General features: G+C 68.8%; 34 protein-coding genes. 4 read left to right on the forward strand and 30 right to left on the reverse strand.

The genetic code is table 11. From position 1 onward, the window contains the following. Positions 1-109: 109 nt before the first annotated feature. From rplO to rpsJ, 21 genes are all read right to left on the reverse strand, one after another. Positions 110-550 (reverse strand): 50S ribosomal protein L15, encoded by a 441-nt coding sequence (rplO, locus tag KAG51_RS06445; RefSeq protein WP_290581841.1) that lies wholly within the window; start codon positions 548-550, stop codon positions 110-112. A 1-nt stretch (position 551) separates the two neighbouring features. Next, positions 552-734 (reverse strand): 50S ribosomal protein L30, encoded by a 183-nt coding sequence (rpmD, locus tag KAG51_RS06450; protein WP_290581843.1) that lies wholly within the window; start codon positions 732-734, stop codon positions 552-554. Continuing rightward, entirely contained in the window at positions 734-1,336 is a 603-nt protein-coding gene (gene rpsE, locus KAG51_RS06455; protein WP_290581845.1) for a 30S ribosomal protein S5, read from the reverse strand. Before rpsE ends, rpmD begins: the two co-directional genes overlap by 1 nt. Positions 1,337-1,373: 37 nt before the next feature. Continuing rightward, on the reverse strand, positions 1,374-1,757 hold the full coding sequence (rplR, locus tag KAG51_RS06460; RefSeq protein WP_290581847.1) for a 50S ribosomal protein L18: 384 nt from the start codon (positions 1,755-1,757) through the stop codon (positions 1,374-1,376). Then, positions 1,757-2,299: a 50S ribosomal protein L6 gene (gene rplF, locus KAG51_RS06465; protein ID WP_290581849.1), complete on the reverse strand. Its 543-nt coding sequence runs from the start codon at positions 2,297-2,299 to the stop codon at positions 1,757-1,759. Before rplF ends, rplR begins: the two co-directional genes overlap by 1 nt. Positions 2,300-2,312: 13 nt before the next feature. Further along, positions 2,313-2,720, reverse strand: coding sequence for a 30S ribosomal protein S8 (gene rpsH / locus KAG51_RS06470; protein WP_290581851.1), 408 nt, complete (start codon positions 2,718-2,720; stop codon positions 2,313-2,315). Positions 2,721-2,813: 93 nt separating this feature from the next. Beyond that, positions 2,814-2,999, reverse strand: a complete 186-nt coding sequence (locus KAG51_RS06475; protein ID WP_229051872.1) for a type Z 30S ribosomal protein S14 — start codon at positions 2,997-2,999, stop codon at positions 2,814-2,816. 1 nt (position 3,000) lies between these two features. Further along, entirely contained in the window at positions 3,001-3,576 is a 576-nt protein-coding gene (gene rplE, locus KAG51_RS06480) for a 50S ribosomal protein L5 (protein ID WP_290581855.1), read from the reverse strand. Positions 3,577-3,578: 2 nt separating this feature from the next. Beyond that, the gene (rplX, locus tag KAG51_RS06485) at positions 3,579-3,938 is read right to left on the reverse strand and encodes a 50S ribosomal protein L24 (RefSeq protein WP_290581857.1); all 360 of its coding nucleotides are present in this window, start codon (positions 3,936-3,938) and stop codon (positions 3,579-3,581) included. After that, positions 3,938-4,306, reverse strand: a complete 369-nt coding sequence (gene rplN, locus KAG51_RS06490) for a 50S ribosomal protein L14 (protein ID WP_056209423.1) — start codon at positions 4,304-4,306, stop codon at positions 3,938-3,940. The genes rplX and rplN overlap by 1 nt, the downstream gene beginning before the upstream one ends. Positions 4,307-4,310: 4 nt before the next feature. After that, positions 4,311-4,592 carry a 30S ribosomal protein S17 gene (gene rpsQ, locus KAG51_RS06495; protein ID WP_290581859.1) on the reverse strand — a complete coding sequence of 94 codons (282 nt, stop codon included), beginning with the start codon at positions 4,590-4,592 and terminating at the stop codon, positions 4,311-4,313. After that, positions 4,589-4,831 carry a 50S ribosomal protein L29 gene (gene rpmC / locus KAG51_RS06500; protein WP_363316147.1) on the reverse strand — a complete coding sequence of 81 codons (243 nt, stop codon included), beginning with the start codon at positions 4,829-4,831 and terminating at the stop codon, positions 4,589-4,591. The genes rpsQ and rpmC overlap by 4 nt, the downstream gene beginning before the upstream one ends. After that, a complete protein-coding gene (gene rplP, locus KAG51_RS06505; RefSeq protein WP_290581863.1) occupies positions 4,828-5,250 on the reverse strand; it encodes a 50S ribosomal protein L16 in 423 nt (140 codons plus the stop codon). Before rplP ends, rpmC begins: the two co-directional genes overlap by 4 nt. Then, on the reverse strand, positions 5,250-6,086 hold the full coding sequence (gene rpsC, locus KAG51_RS06510; RefSeq protein ID WP_290581865.1) for a 30S ribosomal protein S3: 837 nt from the start codon (positions 6,084-6,086) through the stop codon (positions 5,250-5,252). The genes rplP and rpsC overlap by 1 nt, the downstream gene beginning before the upstream one ends. Continuing rightward, entirely contained in the window at positions 6,086-6,502 is a 417-nt protein-coding gene (rplV, locus tag KAG51_RS06515; protein ID WP_290581869.1) for a 50S ribosomal protein L22, read from the reverse strand. The genes rpsC and rplV overlap by 1 nt, the downstream gene beginning before the upstream one ends. Before the next feature lie 79 nt (positions 6,503-6,581). Next, positions 6,582-6,863, reverse strand: coding sequence for a 30S ribosomal protein S19 (rpsS, locus tag KAG51_RS06520; RefSeq protein ID WP_229051879.1), 282 nt, complete (start codon positions 6,861-6,863; stop codon positions 6,582-6,584). 13 nt (positions 6,864-6,876) lie between these two features. After that, on the reverse strand, positions 6,877-7,704 hold the full coding sequence (gene rplB, locus KAG51_RS06525; RefSeq protein ID WP_290581871.1) for a 50S ribosomal protein L2: 828 nt from the start codon (positions 7,702-7,704) through the stop codon (positions 6,877-6,879). Between the two features lie 13 nt (positions 7,705-7,717). Further along, positions 7,718-8,020, reverse strand: a complete 303-nt coding sequence (rplW, locus tag KAG51_RS06530) for a 50S ribosomal protein L23 (RefSeq protein ID WP_290581906.1) — start codon at positions 8,018-8,020, stop codon at positions 7,718-7,720. 2 nt (positions 8,021-8,022) lie between these two features. Continuing rightward, positions 8,023-8,973 (reverse strand): 50S ribosomal protein L4, encoded by a 951-nt coding sequence (gene rplD, locus KAG51_RS06535; RefSeq protein ID WP_290581873.1) that lies wholly within the window; start codon positions 8,971-8,973, stop codon positions 8,023-8,025. 2 nt (positions 8,974-8,975) lie between these two features. Continuing rightward, complete coding sequence (gene rplC / locus KAG51_RS06540; protein ID WP_290581875.1) at positions 8,976-9,632, reverse strand: 50S ribosomal protein L3; 657 nt, start codon at positions 9,630-9,632, stop codon at positions 8,976-8,978. Between the two features lie 14 nt (positions 9,633-9,646). Then, positions 9,647-9,955 carry a 30S ribosomal protein S10 gene (gene rpsJ / locus KAG51_RS06545; RefSeq protein WP_229053069.1) on the reverse strand — a complete coding sequence of 103 codons (309 nt, stop codon included), beginning with the start codon at positions 9,953-9,955 and terminating at the stop codon, positions 9,647-9,649. A gap of 482 nt (positions 9,956-10,437) precedes the next feature. On the opposite strand from rpsJ, the gene KAG51_RS06550 reads away from it, so the two are divergent. Next, positions 10,438-11,019, forward strand: coding sequence for a hypothetical protein (locus KAG51_RS06550; RefSeq protein WP_290581878.1), 582 nt, complete (start codon positions 10,438-10,440; stop codon positions 11,017-11,019). 61 nt (positions 11,020-11,080) lie between these two features. Here KAG51_RS06550 and KAG51_RS06555 read toward each other — a convergent pair whose 3' ends face one another. From KAG51_RS06555 to KAG51_RS06585, 7 genes are all read right to left on the reverse strand, one after another. Further along, positions 11,081-12,004 carry a cation diffusion facilitator family transporter gene (locus KAG51_RS06555; RefSeq protein WP_290581880.1) on the reverse strand — a complete coding sequence of 308 codons (924 nt, stop codon included), beginning with the start codon at positions 12,002-12,004 and terminating at the stop codon, positions 11,081-11,083. A 299-nt stretch (positions 12,005-12,303) separates the two neighbouring features. Continuing rightward, entirely contained in the window at positions 12,304-13,497 is a 1,194-nt protein-coding gene (gene tuf, locus KAG51_RS06560) for an elongation factor Tu (protein ID WP_290581882.1), read from the reverse strand. A 122-nt stretch (positions 13,498-13,619) separates the two neighbouring features. Further along, entirely contained in the window at positions 13,620-15,731 is a 2,112-nt protein-coding gene (fusA, locus tag KAG51_RS06565) for an elongation factor G (RefSeq protein WP_290581884.1), read from the reverse strand. Positions 15,732-15,809: 78 nt separating this feature from the next. After that, positions 15,810-16,280 (reverse strand): 30S ribosomal protein S7, encoded by a 471-nt coding sequence (gene rpsG / locus KAG51_RS06570; protein WP_290581886.1) that lies wholly within the window; start codon positions 16,278-16,280, stop codon positions 15,810-15,812. After that, the gene (gene rpsL / locus KAG51_RS06575) at positions 16,280-16,654 is read right to left on the reverse strand and encodes a 30S ribosomal protein S12 (RefSeq protein ID WP_229051889.1); all 375 of its coding nucleotides are present in this window, start codon (positions 16,652-16,654) and stop codon (positions 16,280-16,282) included. Before rpsL ends, rpsG begins: the two co-directional genes overlap by 1 nt. A 207-nt stretch (positions 16,655-16,861) precedes the next feature. Continuing rightward, on the reverse strand, positions 16,862-18,157 hold the full coding sequence (locus tag KAG51_RS06580) for a solute carrier family 23 protein (RefSeq protein WP_290581888.1): 1,296 nt from the start codon (positions 18,155-18,157) through the stop codon (positions 16,862-16,864). A 117-nt stretch (positions 18,158-18,274) separates the two neighbouring features. Beyond that, positions 18,275-19,006, reverse strand: a complete 732-nt coding sequence (locus KAG51_RS06585; protein WP_290581890.1) for a maleylpyruvate isomerase family mycothiol-dependent enzyme — start codon at positions 19,004-19,006, stop codon at positions 18,275-18,277. 196 nt (positions 19,007-19,202) lie between these two features. On the opposite strand from KAG51_RS06585, the gene KAG51_RS06590 reads away from it, so the two are divergent. Then, complete coding sequence (locus KAG51_RS06590; protein WP_290581892.1) at positions 19,203-20,345, forward strand: hypothetical protein; 1,143 nt, start codon at positions 19,203-19,205, stop codon at positions 20,343-20,345. Here the strand turns inward: KAG51_RS06590 and KAG51_RS06595 are convergent. Further along, the gene (locus KAG51_RS06595) at positions 20,312-20,800 is read right to left on the reverse strand and encodes an NUDIX domain-containing protein (RefSeq protein WP_290581894.1); all 489 of its coding nucleotides are present in this window, start codon (positions 20,798-20,800) and stop codon (positions 20,312-20,314) included. The two genes, KAG51_RS06590 and KAG51_RS06595, sit on opposite strands and share 34 nt — an antisense overlap. A gap of 46 nt (positions 20,801-20,846) precedes the next feature. On the opposite strand from KAG51_RS06595, the gene KAG51_RS06600 reads away from it, so the two are divergent. Together KAG51_RS06600 and KAG51_RS06605 are read left to right on the forward strand one after the other, a co-directional pair. Then, positions 20,847-21,908, forward strand: a complete 1,062-nt coding sequence (locus KAG51_RS06600) for an acyltransferase family protein (RefSeq protein ID WP_290581896.1) — start codon at positions 20,847-20,849, stop codon at positions 21,906-21,908. A 211-nt stretch (positions 21,909-22,119) separates the two neighbouring features. Beyond that, the gene (locus KAG51_RS06605; RefSeq protein WP_290581898.1) at positions 22,120-23,064 is read left to right on the forward strand and encodes a hypothetical protein; all 945 of its coding nucleotides are present in this window, start codon (positions 22,120-22,122) and stop codon (positions 23,062-23,064) included. A gap of 182 nt (positions 23,065-23,246) precedes the next feature. On the opposite strand, the gene rpoC is transcribed toward KAG51_RS06605, so the two are convergent. Then, a partial coding sequence (gene rpoC / locus KAG51_RS06610; RefSeq protein ID WP_290581900.1) for a DNA-directed RNA polymerase subunit beta' occupies positions 23,247-26,021 on the reverse strand: 2,775 nt, incomplete at its 5' end.

Consider the following 26,021-nt stretch of genomic DNA (forward strand, 5'->3'; position numbering starts at 1 on the left):
GGTTCGCGTCATCGGGACGCGCATGCGGCCCGGAGGGGCCGCCCTGCTGAACCACGACGGCGAGGCCCTCCGAGGAGAGCCTCGCCACCGGGTGCGAACCGTACGGGTGTCAGCGCTCGCTGACGCTGCCGCCGGCCGCCTCGATCTTGGTCTTGGCGCTGGCCGAGAACTTGTCGGCGGTGACCTGGACGGCCACGCCGATCTCGCCGTTGCCGAGCACCTTGACCGGCTGGTTCTTGCGGACCGCACCCTTGGCGACGAGCGCGTCGACGTCGACGGCACCGCCCTCGGGGAACAGGGCCTCGAGCCGGTCGAGGTTGACGACCTGGAACTCCACGCGGAACGGGTTGGTGAACCCCTTCAGCTTGGGCAGGCGCATGTGGATCGGGACCTGGCCGCCCTCGAAGCCGACGGGCACCTGGTAGCGGGCCTTGGTGCCCTTGGTGCCACGACCGGCCGTCTTGCCCTTGGAGCCCTCACCGCGACCCACACGGGTCTTGGCGGTCTTGGCGCCCGGGGCGGGGCGCAGGTGATGCAGCTTGAGCGTCATGTCAATCAATCTCCTCGAACGTCACGAGGTGCGGGATGGTCTCGACCATGCCGCGGATCTCGGGACGATCTTCCTTGACGACCGTGTGGCCGATGCGCTTCAGGCCCAGCGAACGCAGCGTGTGCAGCTGGTTCTGGGGTCGGCCGATGGCCGACTTGACCTGGGTGACCTTGAGATTCGCCATCAGACACCTGCCTCGACGGGCTCGGCCGGGGCGGCCGAGGTCTCCTGGCCGGCCTTGAGCAGCGCCGCCGGAGCGACGTCCTCGACGCGCAGACCACGCCGCGCGGCGACCTGCTCGGGCGACTCCAGGGTGCGGAGGGCCTCGACCGTGGCGTGCACGATGTTGATGGCGTTGGACGAGCCGAGCGACTTGCTCAGCACGTCGTGGATGCCGGCGGCCTCGAGCACGGCGCGCACCGGACCACCGGCGATGACGCCGGTACCGGGCGATGCCGGGCGCAGGAAGACCACGCCGGCCGCCTTCTCACCCTGCACGGGGTGCGGGATGGTGCCCTGGATGCGCGGGACGCGGAAGAAGTTCTTCTTCGCCTCCTCGACACCCTTGGAGATCGCCGTGGGGACCTCCTTGGCCTTGCCGTAGCCGACGCCGACCTGACCGTCGCCGTCGCCGACGATCACCAGGGCGGTGAAGCTGAAGCGTCGACCACCCTTGACGACCTTGGCGACACGGTTGATCGTGACGACCTTCTCGATGTAGTTGGACTTCTCGCCGCGGTCGCCTCGCTGACCGCGACCGGCTCCGCCGCCTCGACGCTGGCTCATGCAACGCTCCCAAAGGTGTTGGTGTGAATGGTGGTCATCAGAACTCCAGTCCGCCCGAGCGAGCGCCGTCGGCCAGGGCCGCGACGCGACCGGCGTACTTGTTGCCGGCGCGGTCGAACACGACCGTCTCGACTCCAGCCGCCTTCGCACGATCGGCCACGAGCTCGCCGACCTTCTTGGCCTTGGCCGTCTTGTCGCCCTCGAACGAACGCAGGTCCGACTCCATGGTGGAGGCCGAGGCGAGCGTGTGGCCCTCGAGGTCGTTGACGACCTGAGCCACGATGTGCTTGCTCGACCGGGTGATCACGAGGCGGGGACGATCGGCCGAACCGGCGATCTTCTTGCGCCCACGGATCTGACGACGCGACCGCGACGCAGCGCGGCTCGCGAGATTGCGCTTGTGATTGATGGAGATGGCCATCACTTACCAGCCTTTCCGGCCTTGCGCACGACGCGCTCGCCGGCGTAGCGCACGCCCTTGCCCTTGTACGGCTCGGGCTTGCGGATCTTGCGGATGTTGGCAGCGACCTCGCCGACCAGCTGCTTGTCGATGCCCTGCACCGACAGCTTGGTGGCCGACTCGACCGCGAACGTGATGCCCTCGGGCGCGTCGAACGGCACCGGGTGGCTGAAGCCGAGGTTGAGCTCGACGGCGTTCGGGCCCTTGGCGAGCACGCGGTAGCCGACGCCGACGATCTCGAGCTTCTTCTCGTAGCCCTCGGTCACGCCCACGACCATGTTGCTGATCAGGGTGCGGCTCAGGCCGTGGAGCGCCTTGCTGCGACGCTCGTCGTTCGGGCGCTCGACGGCCAGGCTGCCGTCCTCGGACTTCGTGACGGTGATGGGCTCCGCGACGGTGTGCGAGAGCTCGCCCTTGGGGCCCTTGACGCGAACGTCCTGGCCCTCGATCGAGACCTCGACGCCCGCGGGAACGGCGACGGGAATCTTGCCAATGCGTGACATGGTTCTCCTCCCCTCACCAGACGTAGGCGAGGACTTCCCCACCTACGCCCTTGCTGTTGGCCTGACGGTCGGTCAGCAGACCCTGGCTCGTGGAGATGATCGCCACGCCGAGGCCGCCGAGGACCTTGGGCAGGTTGCTGCTCTTGGCGTAGACACGCAGACCGGGCTTGCTGATGCGGCGGATGCCGGCGATCGAGCGCTCGCGGTGCGGGCCGTACTTGAGGGTCACGGTCAGCGTGCGGCCGACCTCGCCCTCGGCGGGCTCGGCCACGGAGAAGTCCGTGATGTAGCCCTCCTGCTTCAGCAGGGTGACGACACCCTCCTTCAGCTTGCTGTAGGGCGCGGTCACGGAGTCGTGGTACGCCTGGTTGCCGTTGCGGATCCGCGTCAGCAGATCCGCGATCGGGTCAGTCATCGTCATGGGTGGTGTTTCCGTTTCTCGCTGCGGTTTCCGTCTCGTCCTCGGCCGGGGCCGAGTGGGAGGGGACCTCCAACGGGTAGGTGTTCTTCTGGATTACCAGGAGGACTTCGTGACGCCCGGCAGCTCTCCGCGATGCGCCATCTCACGCAGGCAGATGCGGCACAGGCCGAACTTCTTGTAGACCGACTGCGAGCGGCCACAACGCTGGCAGCGCGTGTAGCCACGCACCGCGAACTTGGGCTTGCGGGCGGCCTTGACCTTGAGACCAGTCTTCGCCATGTCAGTTCTCCTTGTAGGGGAAGCCGAGCAGCTTGAGCAGCGCGCGACCCTCGTCATCGTTCGTGGCGGTGGTGACGACCGTGATGTCCATGCCCCGCGAGCGGTCGATCTTGTCCTGATCGATCTCGTGGAACATGACCTGCTCGGTCAGACCGAAGGTGTAGTTGCCGCGTCCGTCGAACTGCTTGGGGCTGAGACCACGGAAGTCGCGGATGCGGGGAAGCGCCAGCGTCAGCAGGCGGTCCAGGAACTCCCACATGCGGTCGCCACGCAGCGTGACGTGCGCACCGATCGGCATGCCCTCGCGCAGCTTGAACTGGGCGATGGACTTGCGGGCCTTGGTGACCTGCGGCTTCTGGCCGGTGATCGCGGTGAGGTCGCGCACGGCGCCCTCGATCAGCTTGCCGTCACGCGCAGCCTCGCCGACGCCCATGTTGACCACGATCTTGGTCAGGCCGGGCACCTGCATGACGTTGTCGTACTCGAACTTCTCGCGCAGCGCCGAGACGATCTCGTTGCGGTACTTCTCCTTGAGACGCGGAGCCGTGGCGGTGGCCGTCGATGAATCAGTAGCCATGCTCAGATCTCCTTTCCGGTCTTGCGCGCGATCCGCACGCTGCGCTGGGCCGCGTAGGTCGAGCCGTCGGGCCGGGTCTTGGTGACGTCGTCGCGGCGGTAGCCGATCCGCGTCGTGGTCTTGCCGTCGTCGCCGTCGACGACGAGCTGCACGTTCGAGATGTGGATCGCGGCCTCGACCGTGATGATGCCGCCGGTCTCAGCGCCACCGGACTGGGCAGCCCGGGTGTGCTTCTTGACGCGGTTGACGCCCTCGACGATCACGCGATCGTGCTCGGTCAGGACCTGGATCACCTTGCCGGTGACGCCCTTGTCGGCGCCGGCGATGACCTGGACCTGATCGCCCTTCTTGATGCCTGACATCACAGCACCTCCGGTGCCAGCGAGATGATGCGCATGAACTTCTTGTCACGAAGCTCGCGCCCGACGGGGCCGAAGATGCGCGTGCCGCGCGGGTCTCCGTCCGCCTTGAGGATCACGGCCGCGTTCTCGTCGAACTTGATGTAGGAACCGTCGGGACGACGGCGCTCCTTCACGGTCCGCACGACGACGGCCTTGACGACATCGCCCTTCTTGACGTTGCCGCCCGGGATCGCGTCCTTGACGGTGGCGACGATCGTGTCGCCGATGCCGGCGTAACGCCGGCCCGAGCCACCGAGGACACGGATGCAGAGGATCTCCTTCGCACCGGTGTTGTCGGCGACCTTGAGTCGCGACTCTTGCTGGATCATGTCGTCACTTCGCCTTCTCGAGGACCTCGACGAGGCGCCAGCGCTTGGTGGCCGACAGCGGGCGGGTCTCCATGATCCGCACGCGGTCGCCGATCCCGGCGCCGTTCTCCTCGTCGTGGGCCTTCAGCTTGATGTTGCGGCGCAGCACCTTGCCGTACAGGGCGTGCTTGTAGCGCTCCTCGACGTTCACGACGATGGTCTTGTCCATCTTGTCGCTCACGACCAGGCCCTCGCGCACCTTGCGTGCAGAGCGCTCGTTCGTCACAGTCTCGTCCTTCGTGCTCATGCGTCCACCTCGGCGTTGTCGTCGGTGGTCTCGATGATGCCGAGCTCACGCTCGCGCAGCACCGTGTAGATGCGGGCGATGTCCTTGCGGACGGTGCGCAGACGCGCGGTGTTGTCGAGCTGGCCCGTCGCGTTCTGGAAGCGCAGGTTGAACAGCTCTTCCTTGGCGTCGCGCAGCTTCTCGGCAAGGCCGTCGGCGTCGAGCAGACGCAGCTCCACTGCAGTCGTGATCGCCATCAGATGCCTCCCTCGGTCTCACGGCTGATGAAACGTGCCTTCATCGGCAGCTTGTGGATCGCGCGGCGCATCGCCTCGCGGGCCGTGTTCTCGTCGACGCCCGAGAGCTCGAACATGACGCGGCCCGGCTTGACGTTGGCGACCCACCACTCCGGCGAGCCCTTGCCCGAACCCATGCGGGTCTCGGCGGGCTTCTTGGTGAGGGGGCGGTCCGGGTAGATGTTGATCCAGACCTTGCCGCCACGCTTGATGTGACGCGTCATGGCGATACGAGCCGACTCGATCTGGCGGTTGGTCACGTAGTGACCCTCGACCGCCTGGATGCCGTACTCGCCGAAGGCGAGCGTCGTGCCGCCCTTGGCCATGCCGCGGCGCTTCGGGTGGTGCTGCTTGCGGTACTTGACCCGTCGGGGCATCAACATCAGGACTCGCCTCCCTCGGCGGTAGCAGGAGCAGCGGCAGCCGCGACCGGCTCGGCCGCAGGCTGAGCCGACGACGGGGCCTCGGACGTGGCCGACGCGGGGGCACCCTCACGGGCCGGACGCTCGGGACGGCGACCGCCGCCACGACCGGCGCGGCGGGCACCCGGGGCTGCGGCGCGCTTGGCGGCCTCGGCCTCGCGCTCGGCACGGGTGCCGGCGACCTCGCCCTTGTAGATCCAGACCTTGACGCCGATGCGACCGAACGTGGTCTTGGCCTCGTAGAAGCCGTAGTCGACGTCGGCACGGAGGGTGTGCAGGGGCACGCGGCCCTCGCGGTAGAACTCCGAGCGGCTCATCTCGGCGCCGCCGAGACGACCCGAGCACTGGATCCGGATGCCCTTGGCACCCGAACGCATCGTGGTCTGCATCGCCTTGCGCATCGCGCGACGGAACTGCACACGACCACTCAGCTGCTCGGCCACGCCCTGCGCGACGAGCTGCGCGTCGAGCTCGGGCTGCTTGACCTCGAGGATGTTGAGCTGCACCTGCTTGCCGGTGAGCTTCTCGAGATCGCCGCGGATGCGGTCGGCCTCGGCGCCGCGGCGGCCGATGACGATGCCCGGACGCGCGGTGTGGATGTCGACGCGGACGCGGTCACGCGTGCGCTCGATCTCCACGCGGCTGATGCCGGCGCGGTCCATGCCCTTGGTCAGCATCTTGCGGATCTTGACGTCCTCGCCGACGTAGCTGCTGTACAGCTTGTCGGCGTACCAACGGCTCTTGTGATCGGTCGAGATACCGAGTCGGAACCCGTGCGGGTTGATCTTCTGTCCCATCAGCGAGTCCCTCCCTTCGTGGTGTCGACCGGCGTGACGACGACGGTCAGGTGGCTCGTGCGCTTGAGGATGCGGTTGGCCGCACCCTTGGCGCGGGGGCGCCAACGCTTCATCGTGGGGCCCTCGTCGACCGTGACGACGCTGACCACCAGGTCGGCGGCGTCGAGGTCCTCGGTGGTCTCGGCGTTCGCGACAGCGGACTCGACCAGCTTCAGGAAGTTCTGGGCGACGGCCTGCGGGGCGAACTGGAGCGTCGCGACGGCCTCGTCGACCTGCGCACCGCGGATCAGGTCCGCCACACGGCGGGCCTTCTGCGGGGTGACGCGGACGAATCGGGCGACGGCGAACGCACCGGGCTGGTCGCCCAGCAGGCGCTCGCGACGCGCAGAAACCTGCTCGCGAGTCTGTGCACTCATGAGGACACCACCTGGTTCGATACGGACGGCGTGGCAGCCGACGTGACGACTGCCGCGCAATTGACGACGGAGTTCACGTTCATCGACGCTTCGCCTTTCGGTCGTCCTTCTCGTGGCCACGGAAGGTGCGGGTGGGAGCGAACTCACCCAGCTTGTGGCCGACCATCGAGTCGGTGATGAACACGGGGACGTGCTTGCGGCCGTCGTGCACGGCGACCGTGTGTCCGATGAAGGACGGCAGGATCATCGAGCGACGCGACCAGGTCTTGATGACGGTGTGCGTACCGGCCTCGTTCTGAGCGTCCACCTTCTTCTCGAGGTGGCCGTCGACGAACGGGCCCTTCTTCAGGCTGCGGGGCATTGTTCAGGTCCTCTCAGCGGCCGGACTTGCGGCGGCGGACGATCATCTGGTCACTGGCCTTGCGCTTGCGCGTACGGCCCTCGGGCTTGCCCCACGGGCTGACCGGGTGACGGCCTCCGGAGGTCTTGCCCTCGCCACCACCGTGCGGGTGGTCGACCGGGTTCATGGCGACACCGCGGACGGTCGGGCGCTTGCCCTTCCACCGGTTGCGGCCGGCCTTGCCCCAGTTGATGTTGGACTGCTCGGCGTTGCCGACCTCGCCCAGCGTGGCGCGGCAGCGGACGTCGACGTAGCGCATCTCGCCGGACGGCAGGCGCAGCTGTGCGCGCGAGCCCTCCTTGGCGACGAGCTGGACGCGAACGCCGGCCGAACGACCCATCTTGGCGCCGCCCCCGGGGCGGAGCTCGACCGAGTGCACGACCGAGCCGACCGGGATGTTGCGCAGCGGCAGGTTGTTGCCGGTCTTGATGTCGGCGCCGACGCCGGACTCGACCGTCATGCCCTGCCGCAGACCCTCGGGCGCGATGATGTACCGCTTCTCACCGTCGGCGTAGTGCAGCAGCGCGATGCGGGCGGTGCGGTTCGGGTCGTACTCGATGTGAGCGACCTTGGCCGGCACGCCGTCCTTGTCGTAGCGCTTGAAGTCGATGATGCGGTAGGCACGCTTGTGGCCACCGCCCTGGTGACGAGTCGTGATGCGTCCCTGGTTGTTGCGGCCGCCCTTCTTGGGCAGCGGCTCGACCAGCGACTTCTCAGGAGTCGTGCGAGTGATCTCGGCGAAGTCGGCCACCGAGGAGCCACGACGGCCCGGGGTGGTCGGCTTGTACTTACGGATTGCCATGTCTGCTCAGTCCTCAGCTCGGGCTCGAGAAGATGTCGATGCTCTGACCGGCAGCGACGCTGACGATCGCCCGCTTGGTGTCCTTGCGCTTGCCGACACCGTTGCGGGTGCGGCGCGTCTTGCCCTTGCGGTTGAGCGTGTTGACCGCGGTGACCTTGACGTCGAAGATCTGCTCGACGGCGATCTTGATCTCCGTCTTGTTCGCGTCGGGGTGCACCACGAAGGTGTACTTGTTGTCGTCGATGAGGTTGTACGTCTTCTCACTGACGACCGGGGACAGCACGACGTCGCGCGGGTCCTTGGGCAGGTTGGTCATGGTCACTCACCAGCCTTCGTGAATCCCGCGGCCTCGGCCGACTCCACGGAGTCGAACCAGACCTCGGCGATCGTGGCGTCGTACCACTGGCCGTCGGGCACGTGGTACTTCATGGAATCGGCGTTGCCCTTGATGTCAAAGCCCTTGGGGGCGTTGCCACTCTTGAGCGGAGCCTTGGAACCCGGGCCGTACGGCTGGGTCTTGGTGACGCCGGCGTCGGCCGGCTCGTCGGCCTTGGCCGCTGCCGCCTTGGTGGCCGGGGCCTTCTTGGCCGGGGCCGCCTTCTTGGCCGGGGCCGACGGGGCACCGGACGACTCGACGACGGCCGCGCTCAGCTTGATGGTGTCGACACCCTCGGCCGACCGAGCCGCCACGAAGGCGTCGAACGCGGCCTTGGTGAAGACCACGTCGTCGCTCTTGATGACGTCGTAGGTGTTGAGCTGGTCGAACGTCAGGACCACCAGGCCCGTGAGGTTGCGCAGGCTCTTGGCCGTGACGTCGTCACCGGGCTCGATGACGACCAGGACCCGGTGACGCGTCGTGACGGCGCGCACCGCGGCGATGGCGGCCTTGGTCGACGGGGCGTCGCCCGTGACGAAGGACTCCACGACGTGGAGGCGACCCGAGCGGGCCCGGTCCGAGAGGGCACCGCGCAGGGCGGCGGCCTTCATCTTCTTGGGCGTGCGCTGCTCGTAGTCACGCGGCGTCGGGCCGTGGACCGTGCCACCGCCGGCGTACTGGGGGGCGCGGATCGAGCCCTGACGGGCGCGGCCGGTGCCCTTCTGGCGGTACGGCTTCTTGCCGCCGCCGGACACCTCGCCGCGCGTCTTGGTGCTGTGCGTGCCCTGGCGCGCCGCGGCGAGCTGCGCCACGACCACCTGGTGGATCAACGGCACGTTGACCTGGGTGTCGAAGATGTCGACCGGCAGGTCGACGTCGATCGTCTGAGCCATGGTCATGCCCCCTTGGCGGCGGAGCGGAGGACGACGAGCTGGCCCTTGGGGCCGGGCACGGCACCCTTGACCAGGATGATGCCCTTCTCGACGTCGACCGCGTGGACGGTGAGGTTCTGGGTGGTCACCGTGTCGGTGCCCATGTGGCCCGCCATGCGCAGGCCCTTGAAGACGCGACCCGGCGTGGCGCAGCCACCGATCGAGCCCGGCTTGCGGTGGTTGCGGTGGGCGCCGTGCGACGCACCGACGCCGGCGAAGCCGTGACGCTTCATGACGCCCGCGAAGCCCTTGCCCTTGCTGGTGCCGGTGACGTCGATCTTGTCGCCGGCGCTGAAGATCTCGGGCGAGATCTCCTGGCCGAGCGTGTAGTCAGCGACCAGCTCGGTGCGGATCTCGACGACGTGGCGGCGCGGCGTGACGCCGGCCTTGGCGAAGTGACCGGACTGCGGCTTGTTGACCTTGCGTCCGTCGATCTCGCCGAACCCGATCTGAACGGCGCTGTAGCCGTCGGTCTCACGGGTACGGATCTGGGTCACGACGTTGGTGCTGGCGGCGATGACGGTGACCGGGACGACCCGGTTGTCCTCGTCCCAGACCTGCGTCATCCCGAGCTTGCGACCGAGGATGCCGCGCGCGGTGGCGGTGGCAGAGTTGCTCATGACTCGCAGTCCCCTCAGAGCTTGATCTCGATGTCGACACCCGCGGGGAGGTCGAGTCGCATGAGCGAGTCGACCGTCTTGGGGGTCGGGTCGAGAATGTCGATGAGCCGCTTGTGGGTGCGCATCTCGAAGTGCTCGCGGCTGTCCTTGTACTTGTGCGGCGAACGGATCACGCAGAACACGTTCTTCTCCGTCGGGAGCGGGACCGGTCCGGCCACCTTCGCGCCCGTGCTCGTCACCGTGTCCACGATCTTGCGTGCCGAGGAGTCAATGACCTCGTGGTCGTAGGCCTTGAGCCGGATACGGATCTTCTGTCCCGCCATGCTCGCGTTGTCCTTTGCGTCGTCGTACGTTTCGCGATCCACTCCCCCTCGGAGTGGCTCGGCCACTCCGGTCCCACGTTCCCCGAGGTCGGGCGTGTCGCTACTGCGCGCTGGCGCGGACATGCACAGATCTCAAGTTGGGTGGTTGGATTCGCTGTGCTGCAGATGATCGGGAGATCATCGAGCTTTCGGCGAACCGGGTCGGACCTCAGGTTCGGCGCACCCGTTGAGTCTCGGCGTGAGTTCCGAGCGAGCGCACCCCAGCAGTCCGGCCGGAGCAACCGCACTAGTCTGACAGAGATCGGCACGGATCTCCAAATCGGTGGCCGAGAGGCGGGAACATCTGGCGCCCTGCCCCCCTCAGACCGGTGTCCAGCACGATCACGGGCGAGCCGCCTGCTGTGCGTCGCCTGTGTGGAGACTGGGAGGATGACACCGTCATCCGAGACATCACCACCGACCCCAGATTCGAGGATCGCCCTGTGAAGCTCCGCCACATCGCCCTGGCCGCCGCCGTCGCCCTGACCCTGACCGCGTGCGGCTCCGACGACTCCGACTCCGAGTCCACCCCCACCCCCACCGTCGAGCAGACCGAGGACACCGCGGAGGCCCCGGAGAGCGAGACGCTGCCGGTGAGCATCACGATCACCGACGACGTGCTCGGCGACACGATCTCGGTCACGCAGATGGTCCGCGACTTCGCGCCCAGCGACACCGGCAGTGCCGTCGTCGAGGGCGGCGGCGAGTTCGTGCTCCTCGAGCTCGACCTCGTGGCCGGCGACCAGTTCTCCGGCGGCATCCAGGGCGGCTGGAAGCTGGTCACCGCCGACGGTGAGCTGGCCGGCTCCGCGACCACGATCCTCGACGAGGACCTGGAGGCCGCGGGCCTCACCCCGCTCGACAACCCCTCCTCCGGCGAGGCCGCGAAGGGATGGGTCGCGTTCCAGGTCAACACCCGCGCCGACGCCTACCAGTTCGAGTACAAGCGCCAGGCCGCCACGGTCATCGGCCAGGACACCGAGATCCCCGAGCAGATCTGGACCGAGGCCCTGCCGACCTCCTGACCCGCCGCGCCCCAGGGGCCCGGTCCCAGGCTCACACGAGTCGGGGGCCGGGCCCTACGTGTCAGGCGTGCAGGTGCGGCTCGGAGTCGGCGTGGCCGCGCGGCTCGATCTGCAGGGTCGAGTGGGCGACGTCGAAGTGCTCCGCCAGGCACGCACGAAGACCGTCGAGCACCGCGTGAGCCTGACCCATCTGCTCGATCGAGTCCTCCACGACGACATGGGCGCTCATGACCGGCATGCCGGAGGTGATGGTCCACACGTGCAGGTCGTGCACGTCGGCCACGCCCGGGGTCTGCAGGATGTGGCGGCGCAGCTCGGCGAGGTCGACGTCCTGCGGCGACGACTCCATCAGCACCGCGCCCACGTCCCGCAGCAGACTCGCGGCCCGCGGCAGGATCAGCACGGCGATGGCCAACGAGGCCACCGCGTCGGCCCGGTACCAGCCGGTCGCGAGGATCACGACGGCGGACACCAGCACGGCGATCGAGCCGAGCGCATCGCCCATGACCTCGAGGTAGGCGCCCCGGACGTTCAGGCTCTCCCCTGCGCCGGAGCGCAGCACGAGGAGGCCGATGACGTTGACGACCAGGCCCACCGCGCCGGCTGCGAGCACGGGCCAGGCCTCGAGCTCGACAGGATCGCCGAGCCGGCGGACGGCGCTGACCACGATCCACGCGCAGAGACCGACCAGCAGCAGGCCGTTCGCGCCGGCGGCGAGGATCTCGGTGCGGTGGTACCCGAACGTGCGGGGCGAGCCGGCCGGCGCGCCGCGCTGGGCGACCGCGATCGCCGCGAGCGCCATGACCAGACCGAACGAGTCACTGAGCATGTGGCCGGCGTCAGCCAGCAGCGCGAGGCTCCCGGTGATGATCGCGACGACGGCCTGCACCACGAGCACCGCCACCGTCAGGACCAGCACGAGCACGAGCTTGCGGCGATGGCGAACCCCGGCCCCGCCGGCAGTGTGGTCGTGTCCGTGTCCCATGCACCCGACGCTACGCGCGCACCGCCGAGACGGCGAGGGCGTGTCCGCCCAAGGGACGCCCACGACAACCGTTCCCACCCCGCCGCTCCCCCACGTGGACCGAATCTGAGGGATGGCGGTCGCTCGCACGACCGAGTCTGCGGGGTTGAGGGCGCCAGGGCACCCGCAACCCCGCAGATTGCGTCGCCACCGGCGCAGGCCGGGACCACCCACGCGGCGCTCCCGGCGCACGACGAAGCCCCCCGGACCCGAAGGTCCGAGGGGCTTGGTCTCAGCTGAGCTGGGTCAGATCAACTCGATCACTTGTTGATCTTGGTGACCCGGCCGGCGCCGACGGTACGGCCGCCCTCGCGGATGGCGAAGCGCAGGCCCTCCTCCATGGCGATGGGCTGGATCAGCTCGACGCTCATCTCGGTGTTGTCGCCGGGCATGACCATCTCGGTGCCCTCGGGCAGCGTGACGACGCCGGTGACGTCCGTGGTGCGGAAGTAGAACTGCGGACGGTAGTTGTTGAAGAACGGCGTGTGACGGCCGCCCTCCTCCTTGGACAGGATGTACGCCTGGCCCTCGAACTCCGTGTGCGGCGTGGTCGAGCCGGGAGCGATGATGACCATGCCCCGCTCGACGTCCTCACGCTTGGTGCCGCGGAGCAGCAGGCCCACGTTCTCGCCGGCCTGGCCCTCGTCGAGGAGCTTGCGGAACATCTCGATGCCCGTGACCGTCGTGGTCTGCTTCGTGTCACGGATACCGACGATGTCGACGGTCTCGTTGACCTTGATGACACCACGCTCGATGCGACCGGTGATGACGGTGCCACGACCGGTGATCGTGAAGACGTCCTCGACCGGCATGAGGAACGGCTTGTCCGTCTCACGCGGGGGCAGCGGGATGTAGTCGTCGACAGCAGCCATGAGCTCGGCGATCGAGTCGCCCCACTTCGCGTCGCCCTGCAGCGCGGGGTGCGCGGCGACGCGGACGATCGGGACGTTGTCGCCGTCGAAGTCCTGGTCGCTCAGCAGCTCGCGGACCTCCATCTCGACGAGCTCGAGGATCTCCTCGTCGTCGACCATGTCGCACTTGTTGAGCGCCACGACCATGGACGGCACGCCGACCTGGCGGGCGAGCAGCACGTGCTCACGCGTCTGGGGCATGGGGCCGTCGGTGGCGGCGACCACGAGGATCGCGCCGTCCATCTGCGCCGCACCCGTGATCATGTTCTTGACATAGTCGGCGTGACCCGGGCAGTCGACGTGCGCGTAGTGGCGGTTCTCGGTCTGGTACTCGACGTGCGAGATCGAGATCGTGATGCCGCGCTGACGCTCCTCGGGAGCCTTGTCGATCTGGTCGAAGGCCGAGGCCTCGTTCAGCTCGGGGTACTTGTCGTGCAGCACCTTCGTGATCGCCGCGGTCAAGGTCGTCTTGCCGTGGTCGATGTGTCCGATGGTGCCGATGTTCATGTGCGGCTTGGTCCGCTCGAACTTCGCCTTAGCCACTGGGGCTCCTTCTGGGTTGTGATGGTGCTGACTGTGAAAGCCGTCGGGCCCCGCGTGGGAAACCTCAGGCCACCTTAGGGGATGGGTACTACCGAGTGGTGGTGGGGCCGAGGCCCCGCGGACTACTCGCCGCGAACCTTCTTGACGATCTCCTCCGCGACGGCCTTGGGGACCTCCGCGTACGAGTCGAACTGCATCGAGTACGAGGCACGACCCGAGGTCTTGGACCGCAGGTCGCCGACGTAGCCGAACATCTCCGAGAGCGGCACGAGAGCCTTGATGAGCTTCGCGCCTCCGTAGCCCTCGTCCATCGACTGGACCTGGCCGCGGCGGGAGTTGAGGTCGCCGATCACGTCGCCCATGTAGTCGTCGGGCGTCGTGACCTCGACCGAGAACATCGGCTCGAGCAGGACCGGACCGGCCTTGCGAGCGGCCTCCTTGAAGGCCATGTTGCCGGCCAGCTTGAACGCGAGCTCGCTGGAGTCGACGTCGTGGTACGCGCCGTCCTCCAGGGTGAACTTGACGTCGACCATGGGGTAGCCGGCGAGCACGCCGAACTCCATGGCGGCCTGTCCACCGGCGTCGACCGACGGGATGTACTCGCGCGGGACGCGACCACCCGTGACCTCGTTGACGAACTCGTAGCCGCCCTCGCCGCCGGTCTCGGGGCCGTTGGGGGCGATGCCGATGACGACCTTTGCGAACTGGCCCGAGCCACCGGTCTGCTTCTTGTGCGTGTAGCTGTGCCCCGTGACCGTCTTGCGGATGGTCTCGCGGTACGCGACCTGCGGCTTGCCGACGTTGGCCTCGACGTTGAACTCCCGCTTCATGCGGTCGACCAGGATGTCGAGGTGCAGCTCGCCCATGCCGGCGATGATGGTCTGCCCGGTCTCCTCGTCGGTGTGGACCTGGAACGTCGGGTCCTCCTCGGCGAGCTTCTGGATCGCGACGCCGAGCTTCTCCTGGTCGCTCTTGGTCTTGGGCTCGATCGCGACCTGGATGACCGGGTCGGGGAACGTCATGGACTCCAGCACGATGGGGTTGGCCGAGTCGGCCAACGTCTCACCCGTGGTGGTGTCCTTCAGGCCCATGACGGCGACGATTTGACCGGCGCCGACCGACGCGATCTCCTCACGCTTGTTGGCGTGCATCTGATAGACCTTGCCGATCCGCTCCTTGCGGCCCTTGGTGACGTTGAGCACCTGGGTGCCCGCCTCCAGGCGGCCGGAGTAGACGCGCACGAACGTGAGCTTGCCGAGGTGCGGGTCCGTGGCGATCTTGAACGCCAGGCCCGAGAACGGCACGTCGTCGGACGGCTCGCGCGTGTCGGTCTTGCTCTCGTCCTTCGGGTCGAGGCCGTCGATGGCGCCGACGTCGATGGGCGAGGGCAGGTACGCCACGACGGCGTCGAGCAGGGGCTGGACGCCCTTGTTCTTGAACGCCGTGCCGCACAGGACGGGGTTGAGCTTGGCGGCCAGGGTGGCGCGGCGGATCGCGGCCTGCAGGACCTCGACCGAGATGTCGGCGCCGTCCAGGTAGAGCTCGGCGATCTCGTCGTCGACGTCGGACAGCGTCTCCAGCAGGGCCTCGCGGCCCTCGGCGGCGGCGTCGGCCAGCTCGGCCGGGATCTCCTCGACGGTGTAGTCCTCGCCGATCGTGGTCTCGCCACGCCAGGTCAGGGCCCGCATGCCGACGAGGTCGACGACGCCGAGGAAGTCGGCCTCGGCCCCGATCGGGAGCTGCAGGACGAGCGCGGTGGCGCCGAGGCGCTCGCGGATCGTCGTGACGCAGAAGTCGAACGAGGCGCCCGTGCGGTCGAGCTTGTTGACGAAGCACATGCGCGGGACGCCGTACTTGTCGGCCTGACGCCAGACCGTCTCGGACTGCGGCTCGACACCGGCGACGCCGTCGAAGACGGCGACGGCGCCGTCGAGGACGCGCAGCGAGCGCTCGACCTCGACCGTGAAGTCGACGTGGCCGGGGGTGTCGATGATGTTGATCTGGTGGTTCTTCCACCAGCAGGTCGTCGCGGCCGACGTGATCGTGATGCCGCGCTCCTGCTCCTGCTCCATCCAGTCCATCGTGGCCCCGCCGTCGTGGACCTCACCGATCTTGTAGTTGATGCCGGTGTAGAAGAGGATGCGCTCGGTGGTGGTGGTCTTGCCGGCATCGATGTGCGCCATGATGCCGATGTTGCGGACCCGGGTCAGGTCGGTCGTGATGTCGGTAGCCACTACGTGAGCTCTCTCTTGGTGGTGGAACGGAGGAGGGGGTGCGGGCGGGGCCGGTCGGGCCCCGCCCTGCAGCGTTGATTACCAGCGGTAGTGCGCGAACGCGCGGTTGGCCTCGGCCATCTTGTGCGTGTCCTCGCGCTTCTTGACGGCTCCGCCGAGGCCGTTGCTGGCGTCGAGGATCTCGTTCTGGAGGCGCTCGGCCATGGTCTTCTCACGACGCTCGCCGGCGTACTTGACGAGCCAGCGCATCGCGAGGGTCGTCTGGCGGGCCGGACGGACCTCGATCGGCACCTGGTAGGTCGCACCGCCGACACGGCGGCTCTTGACCTCGAGGCTCGGACGGACGTTGTCGAGCGCACGCTTGAGCGTGATGACCGGATCGGTGGCGTTCTTCTCACGAGCGCCCTCGAGCGCGGAGTAGACGATGCGCTGCGCGGTCTGCTTCTTGCCGTCGACGAGAATCTTGTTGATTAGCTGCGTGACGATCTGGCTGCTGTAGACCGGGTCGGTCTCGGGGATGCGCTTGGCGGCGGGACCCTTGCGAGGCATTAGCTCTTCTCCTTCTTCGCACCGTAACGGCTGCGAGCCTGCTTGCGGCCCTTGACGCCCTGGGTGTCGAGGGAGCCACGGACGATCTTGTAGCGGACGCCCGGAAGGTCCTTCACACGACCACCGCGGACGAGCACGATCGAGTGCTCCTGCAGGTTGTGGCCCTCACCGGGGATGTACGCGGTGACCTCCGTGCCCGAGGAGAGCTTGACGCGCGCGACCTTGCGGAGCGCGGAGTTCGGCTTCTTCGGCGTGGTCGTGTACACGCGGGTGCACACCCCACGACGCTGCGGCGACCCCTTGAGGGCCGGCGTGCTGGTCTTGACCACCTTGGACTGGCGGCCCTTGCGGACCAGCTGATTGATCGTGGGCACTACGCGACATCCTTCTTCTCGACTGAGCGTCTCGACTCTTGATGCACTCGCCATCGTTCCCGGCGGATACGAAGATCCGGGCGTTCGGGACGACAGGATGCGTGCATCGGTCTGGTGGATCCAGACACGGCTTCCAAGACTACCTGCCGCGACAGGACGGGTCAAAACGCCGACGGTGTCGCTCGACCGCGGTCTCGCGGCGGGGCGTCAGGGGCGAGGCTCGCCAGCGGCCCCAGCGCCGCGCGCCCGCTCCAGGGACGTCATGACGTGATAGACGACGATCGCCGCGACCGTGCCGAGCGCGATGCCGTTGAAGGTCAGCTCGCCGGCGCTGAAGGTGAAGTCGGCGATGCCGACGACGAGCGCGGTGGCCGCCGTGAACTGGTTCGCGGGGCGGGAGAAGTCGACGTGGTTGTCGATCCAGATCTTGATGCCGATGACGCCGATCAGGCCGTACAGGGCCGTCGTCACGCCGCCCAGGACCCCCGGCGGCACGGTGTTGACGAGCGCACCGACCTTCGGCAGGAACCCCAGCGCGACCGCGAACAGGCCGGCGACCCAGTAGGCCGCGGTCGAGTACACCTTCGTGGCCGCCATGACGCCGATGTTCTCGCCGTAGGTCGTGGTGCCCGAGCCGCCGCCGAGCCCCGCGACCGTGGTCGCGAGCCCGTCGGCCAGGAGCGCCCGGCCCGTGCGCTCGTTGAGGGCCGGATCGGTCAGGTGGGCGACGCTGCGGACGTGACCGACGTTCTCGGCCACCAGCACGAGCACGACCGGGATGAAGGCCGGCAGCACCGACCACGCCACGGTCGGGGCGGCGAAGTCGGGCAGCCCGACCCACGCGGCCTGCTCGACCGGACTGAGGTCGACCTGACCGGCCACGACGGCCGCGACGTAGCCGATCGCGACGCCGAAGAAGATCGAGAGCCGCGCGACGAGACCGCGGAACACCACGGTCCACAGGATCACGGCGGCGAGCGTGATGAGCGCGACCCACGGAGCCTGCTCGAAGTTCGCCTTCGCGACCGGGGCTAGGTTCAGCCCGATCAGCGCGACGATCGCCCCGGCGACGACCGGCGGCATCAGCGCGTCGATCCACCCGGTGCCCGTGACCGTGACGAGCGCGCCCACCAGGGCGAGCAGGACGCCGACCGCCACGATGCCGAACAGGGCGCCTCCGGGCCCGGCCGAGGAGGCCGTCGCAGCCGTGATCGGGGCGATGAACGCGAAGGAAGAGCCGAGGTAGCTCGGCAGGCGGTTGCCCGTGACGACCAGGAACAAGATCGTGCCGACGCCCGAGAAGAACAGCGTCGTCGTGGCCGGGAAGCCGGTCAGGATCGGGACGAGGAACGTCGCCCCGAACATCGCCACGACGTGCTGGAGGCCGAGGCCGATCGTGGCCGGCCACGTGAGCCGCTCGTCGGGTCGCACCACATCGCCCTCGGCGATCGTGCGGCCGTCGTCGCCGTGCAGCTTCCAGGTCAGGGCCGTCGTCAGAGACATGGCCACATGATGGCGAACCCCGCGGGGACCCACGGCGCGCGACGCGCCGGTGGGACCAGCGTCACGGCACCAGCGTCACGGCATCGGGGTCACGGCACCGGGGTCACGGGATCGGGGTCACGGGACCAGCGGCCCCTGCAGCAGGTCCCGACCGGCGCCGTCGGCGGCGAGGCGCTCGTGCTCGACCCGCCCCCAGAGCCCGAGGTAGAGGTCGACCGCCGTGCCCTGGATCTGGCCGTCGGCGTCGGCCTCGTCGCCCGCGAACAGCAGCACGGGCGTGCGCATGGCATCGCCCGACTCTCCCAGGACCCAGGACCGTCCGGTGTCGGTGGCGACGAGGCGCACGCGCCCCTCCAGGTGCGGGCGATGGCCCCGCGCCGTCATCCGCGGCAGCATGACCCCCAGCACCTCGTCGACGCCGTCGGTGGCCAGCTCGGGCGAGATCGGCGTGCCGTCGGCCCCCAGGCCCAGCGCGAGTCCGGCGTCGATCACGTGGATCGTGGTCTCGTGCGTCTGCCGTCGCGGCCAGTACGCGGCGGTCTCGTGGACCCGGGCCGAGTTCGGCGTGGGCTCGTCGACCGGGACGGCTCTCACGATCTCGAGGAGTGCGGCCGCGGTCCCGGCGTACCAGTCGGCCCGCGGCTCGGTGACCCGCACGCCCTCCGGTGGGTCCAGCCGCTGACCCGACAGCATGATCGAGCCCGCCCACCGGTGCACCGTGCCGAGGTGTGCCGTCAGATCGTCCACGGTCCAGCCGGGGCAGCTCGGGACGGACTCGTGACCGAAAGCGGCATCGGCCAGCTCGGCGTACCGCTGCATCGCTGTCGCGAGCTCGAGGACGTGGTCCATCAGGACTCCTGGTGAGGGGGACAGGGGACCTGCGTAGTCTCGCGCCTCGCCGGGACGCGCGCTGCCCGATTCGCCAGGATCGTCGCGCGAGGGGGCCAGCTCGCCCGCGTGCGGATCGCCACCCCGGGTCGAGGTGGGGGCCTCCCGCTAAGGTTGGCCCGGATCTCACGGGGATCGTTCGTCTGGAGGTGGGGGCATGGTTCGCTGGAGGCGCATGGCGTCGGCAGCACTGTCGGCAGCGGTGGTCACCGGGGCCCTGGCCGGGTGCCAGATCGGCTCCGGCGACCCCGGCGCGGGCGCGGGCTCGGAGTCGGCCCCCGACGAGATCACGATCCACGAGGGCGGACCGGAGTCCCCCATCGTGGACGGGCTCGCCGTGCCGAACGGGGCGGTGCAGCTCGGTCCCCTCGCCCGCTACCGCAGCACCCGCATCATCGAGGCCTACCAGCCCGACCTCACGGTCGCCCTGACCCGCCAAGGTGTCTCCGACGCCGTGTCGGCCGCCCGCAACAACCCGGACGGGATGCTCCAGCCCACGCCGCCCGACATCACCAAGTCCGGGCGTCCCGACGACGACACCTTCGCGCTCCTGGAGGAGCCGCCTCCCGCGGACGTCACGGTGGCGCTCATCCGCATCGACGCCGACTCCTCGGCCGGCAAGTCCGAGACGGTCCAGGCCCTCGTCGCCCAGATCGCCGCCCTCCTGCCGGACGCCGGGGTCGATCCCGACGACTTCGGCAGCTACTGCACGGTCGTCGACGAGCGGGTCACCGGCTGCGAGCTCGAGGTCGAGGGCGTCACCGCGGACGACCGCACCCTGGCCATCTCGATGTTCGTCGACCCGGGTGACCCGCAGACCCGGATCTCGGCCCCCTCGACCCTGACCCGTCCGGTCATGGAGGTCCGCGTCCAGGACCTCAGCGACCCTCGCGTCGCCCGGTCGGTCGCTGACGACGCCACGCCGCCCACCGAGCCTGGCCCCGTCGGCGCGGACCTCGACGACGTCATCTGGCCCGCCATGGACACCCAGGCCCCTGCCGACACGCCCCTGCTCAACGGCTGGGTCGCCCCCGAGGGCACCGTGATCCTGCTGAGCTCGTTCCAGCCCGAGTTCGTGACGCTGCACGTGCCCAGCAGCTCCGAGGCGCGGGAGATCGCGCGGTCCTACGTCGAGTCGCTCGCGCCGGACGTCCCGGTCACGCTCGACTCCTACGAGGGCCTCAACGAGGTCGACGTGACCTTCTCGGCCACGGCCCCGGACGGCGAACGTGCCGTCGCGACGCACGTCATCACGGCGCGCGGCAACTACGTCATGCTGTTCCACACGCCCGCGAGCTGATCCAGCCGGTCGAGCACGTGCTCGACGACCGGCAGCAGCGGGCGGCCGTCGCGCAGGTCGGCCACGGGCAGCCACAGGGCCAGGTCGGTCGTGCCCCCCGTCTCGACGACGTGCGGCACGGCGTCGGTGTCGACCCGACACGCGTACAGCAGGTGCACGCCGTGGTAGTCCTCCCAGGCGTCGCCGCGGCCGGGCGCGACCGTGTGGACGTCGTGCACCTCGACGAGCCGTTGCTCCAGCACGTCCAGGCCCGTCTCCTCGTGGAGCTCACGCCGCACCGCGTCGTTCGGCGACTCCCCGTGGTCGACTCCCCCACCGGGAAGAGCCCACCAGCCGGCGGGATAGCCGGACGGCGAGACGCGCGTGATGAGCAGCTCACGCTGCTCCCGTTCCCGCACCACGATCCCGTAGGCACCGAGGCGCTGCGTGCGACGAACCGGGTCGGAGTGCTCCACGCCTCTCAGGATGTCACCTGAACAGCGGGTCGCTACAGTCGGTTCGATGTCTGCCCTGGCCCCCCTGCCCGTGTCCCCCTCGGGCCCGAAGGAGCGCGTCGCCTACCTCGACAACGCGCGGTACTGGGTCATGCTGCTGGTCGTGATCGGCCACTGCCTCACGGAGCTCGTCGTGATGGACAGCGCGCGGGGGGTCTACACGTGGATCTATGCGTTCCACATGCCGTTCTTCATCCTGATCTCCGGCTACACGGCTCGCCACTACGTCGGTGACGTCCGTCAGATCCGGCGGCTCGTGAGCACCCTGGTCGTGCCGTACCTGCTGGTCGAGCTGAGCCTGCAGCTCATCACGCGCCACTACACGGGTGAACCGAAGCAGCTCATGGTGCTCTCGCCGCAGTGGATCGGCTGGTTCATGGCGGCCCTGATCCTCTGGCGGCTCACGACCCCAGTCTGGCGGGCGCTGCGCTACCCGATCACGACCTCGATCGTGATCTCCCTGGGGTCGGGCCTGATCGACATCCCCAACGTCCTGGCGATCCACAAGACCGTGGCCTTCCTGCCGTTCTACGTCATCGGCCTGCACCTGACGCGCGAGCACTTCCTGCGGCTCGGCACGATGCGGATCCGGGCCGCCTCGATCGCCCTGCTCGGCGGGCTGTTCGTGTTCTGCCAGCTCGTGCGGATCCCGGACGCCCAGGCGTGGCTGCTGTGGAAGAACAGCTACGTCGATCTCGGCACGACCTTCGCGGAGGGGCTGCTGATCCGTGCTGGCCTGATCGCGCTCGGCCTCCTCATGACGTTCGCGGCCCTGTCGCTCGTGCCACGGCGTCGGTCCTGGACGACGTCCTTCGGAGAGCGCACGTTCTACTGCTACCTCCTGCACGGATTCGTCATCATCTGGCTCGACCGGCACTTCCACCTCTGGGACCAGCTCGAGCCGTACGGCGTCCGATCCGTGGCCGGCCTGATCATCGCTGCGATCGTGCTGGCCAACCTGCTCATGACACCGATCGTCGCCCGGGTCTTCCGTCCCGTGTTCGAGCCCCGGCTCACCTGGATGTTCCGTCCGATCGACGAGTCCCCCCAGGTCAAGATCCCCGTCTGACGACCCGCGCCCCGGCTACCTGGGACGCAAACTGATCGTTAGTGGTTGCTGCGGGACGCAATCTGCGGGGTTGAGGGTGCTACCGCGCCCGCAACCCCGCAGGTCTCGCCGACGCGCTCGCCGCTGTCCACAGGCCGGGGCCGCGCCGCGGCCGTCCACAGCCGCGAGCGGCGCCCTGGCGGCACGAGCGCGGCCAGGCTGCGATGGACCGATGCCCGTCATGCGTGCCGCCGAAGCCTTCGCCCTCCACGGCCGCGCCGCCGTCCGCCACGCCGTGGACTCCGGCCGCTGGCAGCGACCCCACCGCGGCGTCTACGTGACGCACAACGGGCCGCTGACCCGCCACGAACGCTGGGAGGTCTCCCTCGCGGCCTGCCCACCGGACGCCGCGCTCGGCGGGCTCGCGGCCCTCGAGCTCGACGGTCTCCGCGGCTTCGAACCGGAACGGTGCTTCGTCGTCCTGCCCGAGGGCGCCGATCGCCCCCACCTGCCCGGCACCGTGACGCACTGGAGCACCCAGCTGGACCCGGCCGACATCGCTCCCGCGCGGACACCGCGCCGCACGCGCACCGAGCGGAGCATCGTCGACGCGGCGTCGTGGACGACCCACGACCGGCACGCGCGCGCGATCGTGCTCGCCTCGCTGCAGCAGGGCCTGGTCGCGCCGCGCACCATGCACGCACTGCTCGACCGCCGTGCCACCGTGCGACGGGCCGGGCTCGTCCGCGAGTCCGTGCTGGACGCCGATGGCGGCATCGCCTCCCTGCCCGAGAAGGACTTCGACGATCTCGTCCTCGTCGCGGGCCTGCCCCGACCGACGCGCCAGCGGGTCGTCCGCGGGCGGGACGGGCGCTACTACCTCGACGCCGAGTGGCCCGAGCTCGGTGTGGCCGTGGAGATCCACGGGCTGCCGCACCACGGCGTCGTGCAGTGGTCGCACGACCTCTTCCGGTCGAACGAGATCGTGATCGACGGGCCGCGGCTGCTGGTGTTCACGTCCTACGTCGTGCGCCACGAACCGGCGGTCGTGCTCGACCAGCTGGTGCGCGCCCTGCGCTCGGGCGGGTGGACCGGATCGGTGCGTCCGGTGCCCGTGCTGTCGCGCCGCGAGCGCTGGCGACGCAGAGCATCCGTGGCCCGGGAGGACGCAGGCTGAGGGGTTGAGGGTGCCCCCACACCCTCAACCCCTCAGGCCTCGCGCCCTCAGCAACCACGATCCCTCAGATTCGGTCCCCCTCCCGGGGAGGCGCTGGGGGTGGGCGGGCGGGGACGGACGAAGGCCCCGGGTCCGCCGTTGATGGCGGTCCCGGGGCCTTCGTCAGGGCGATCGGCGAACGATCAGCTCTCGTAGGAGGTGTAGTCGTAGGCGTCGACCTGCACACCCTCGGGCTGGCCGAAGTTGTAGTCGTACCCCTCGTAGCCCGAGACTGCGTAGGCGTTCTGGCGGGCCTCCTCGGTGGGCTCGACCGCGATGTTGCGGTACCGCTCCAGGCCGGTGCCGGCCGGGATGAGCTTGCCGATGATGATGTTCTCCTTGAGGCCACGCAGCCAGTCCGACTTGCCGTGGATCGCCGCGTCGGTCAGGACGCGCGTGGTCTCCTGGAACGAGGCGGCCGACAGCCACGACTCGACGGCCAGCGAGGCCTTCGTGATGCCCATGAGCACCGGACGACCCGAGGCCGGCGTGCCACCCTCGGCGACGACGCGGCGATTCTCCGCCTCGAACGAGGCCCGGTCGACCAGGTCACCCGGGATCAGGTTCGAGTCGCTCTGCTCGATGACCGTCACGCGACGGAGCATCTGGCGCACGATGATCTCGATGTGCTTGTCGTGGATCGCCACGCCCTGGCTGCGGTAGACCTCCTGGACCTCGTCCACGAGGTGCTCCTGCGCCTTGCGGACACCGAGGATGCGCAGGACTTCCTGCGGGTCGGGCGTGCCGTGGGTGAGCTGGTCGCCCACCTCGACGTGCTGACCGTCGGTGACCTGCAGACGCGAGCGCTTCGTGACCGGGTACTCCAGCGGCTCCGAGCCGTCGTCGGGGGTGACGACGAGCTTGCGCATCGCCTCGGAGTCGTCGATCTGGACGCGACCGGCGACCTCGGTGATCGGCGCCTTGCCCTTGGGCTGGCGCGCCTCGAACAGCTCAACGACGCGCGGCAGGCCGTGCGTGATGTCGTCACCGGCCACACCACCGGTGTGGAAGGTGCGCATCGTGAGCTGCGTGCCGGGCTCACCGATCGACTGGGCCGCGATGGTGCCGACGGCCTCCCCGATGTCGACGAGCTTGCCGGTGGCCAGCGAGCGGCCGTAGCACTTGGCGCAGCTGCCCGCGGCGGCCTCGCAGGTCAGGACGGTCCGGACCCGGACCTCCTCCAGACCAGCAGCGATCAGACGCTCGATGTCGTCGTCGCCGATGTCCTCGCCGGCGCCGATCAGGACCTCGCCGCTCTTCGGGTCGACGATGTCGGTGGCCGAGGCGCGGGCGTAGATCGAGGTCTCGACGTGCTCGTGGGGCACCAGGGTGCCGTCCTCGAGCTTCTCGGCGATCTTCTTGGGCAGACCACGCTCGGTGCCGCAGTCGGGCTCGCGGATGATGACGTCCTGGCTGACGTCGACGAGTCGACGCGTCAGGTAGCCCGAGTCGGCCGTACGGAGCGCCGTGTCGGCCAGGCCCTTGCGAGCGCCGTGGGTCGCGATGAAGTACTCGACGACCGACAGGCCCTCGCGGTAGTTGGACTTGATCGGACGCGGGATGATCTCGCCCTTGGGGTTGGCCACGAGGCCACGCATGGCGGCGATCTGACGCAGCTGCATCATGTTTCCGCGCGCACCCGAGTTGACCATCATGTAGATCGGGTTGTCGACGTGGAAGTTCTCGTTCATCGCCTCCGCGACCTCAGCCGTGGCCTGCGTCCAGATCTCGATGAGCTCCTGACGACGCTCGTCCTCGGTGATCAGGCCGCGGTCGAACTGCTTCTGGACCTTGGCGGCCAGGTCCTCGTAGCGCGCGAGGATCTCGGGCTTGGAGTCCGGGCTGACGACGTCGTCCATCGAGATCGTGACACCCGAGCGCGTGGCCCAGTGGAAGCCGGTGTCCTTCAGCGCGTCGAGCGCGTTGGCCACGTCGACCTTGCTGTACCGCTCGGCCAGCGCGTTGACGATGACGCCAAGCTCCTTCTTGCCGACCTGGTAGTTGACGAACTCGAAGTCCTCCGGCAGCGCCTCGTTGAAGATCGCGCGGCCGAGGGACGTCTGCCGCGTCTGGCCACCGATGCGGATCGAGACCTTGCTCTGCAGCGTGATCTCACGGTGGTCGAACGCCATGATCGCCTCGGCGACGGAGCCGAAGTGGCGGCCCTCGCCCGGGTGACCGTCACGATCGAGGGTCAGGAAGTACAGACCGATGATCATGTCCTGGGTCGGCATCGTGACCGGGCGACCGTCGGACGGCTTCAGGATGTTGTTGGTCGACAGCATGAGGATGCGGGCCTCGGCCTGCGCCTCGGCCGACAGCGGCAGGTGCACGGCCATCTGGTCACCATCGAAGTCGGCGTTGAAGGCCGAGCAGACGAGCGGGTGGATCTGGATGGCCTTGCCCTCGATGAGCTGCGGCTCGAACGCCTGGATGCCCAGACGGTGCAGCGTGGGCGCACGGTTGAGCAGCACGGGGTGCTCGGCGATGACCTCTTCGAGCACGTCCCACACGACCGGGCGCGCGCGCTCGACCATGCGCTTGGCGCTCTTGATGTTCTGCGCGTGCGCGAGGTCGACCAGGCGCTTCATGACAAAGGGCTTGAACAGCTCCAGCGCCATCTGCTTGGGCAGACCGCACTGGTGCAGCTTGAGCTGCGGGCCGACGACGATGACCGAACGGCCCGAGTAGTCGACGCGCTTGCCGAGCAGGTTCTGGCGGAAGCGACCCTGCTTGCCCTTGAGCATGTCCGAGATGGACTTCAGGGGACGGTTGCCCGGTCCGGTGACCGGACGGCCACGACGGCCGTTGTCGAACAGCGAGTCGACGGCCTCCTGCAGCATCCGCTTCTCGTTGTTGACGATGATCTCGGGCGCGCCGAGGTCGAGCAGTCGCTTGAGGCGGTTGTTGCGGTTGAT

The organism is Aeromicrobium sp., assembly GCF_023146395.1.
Classification (GTDB): domain Bacteria; phylum Actinomycetota; class Actinomycetes; order Propionibacteriales; family Nocardioidaceae; genus Aeromicrobium.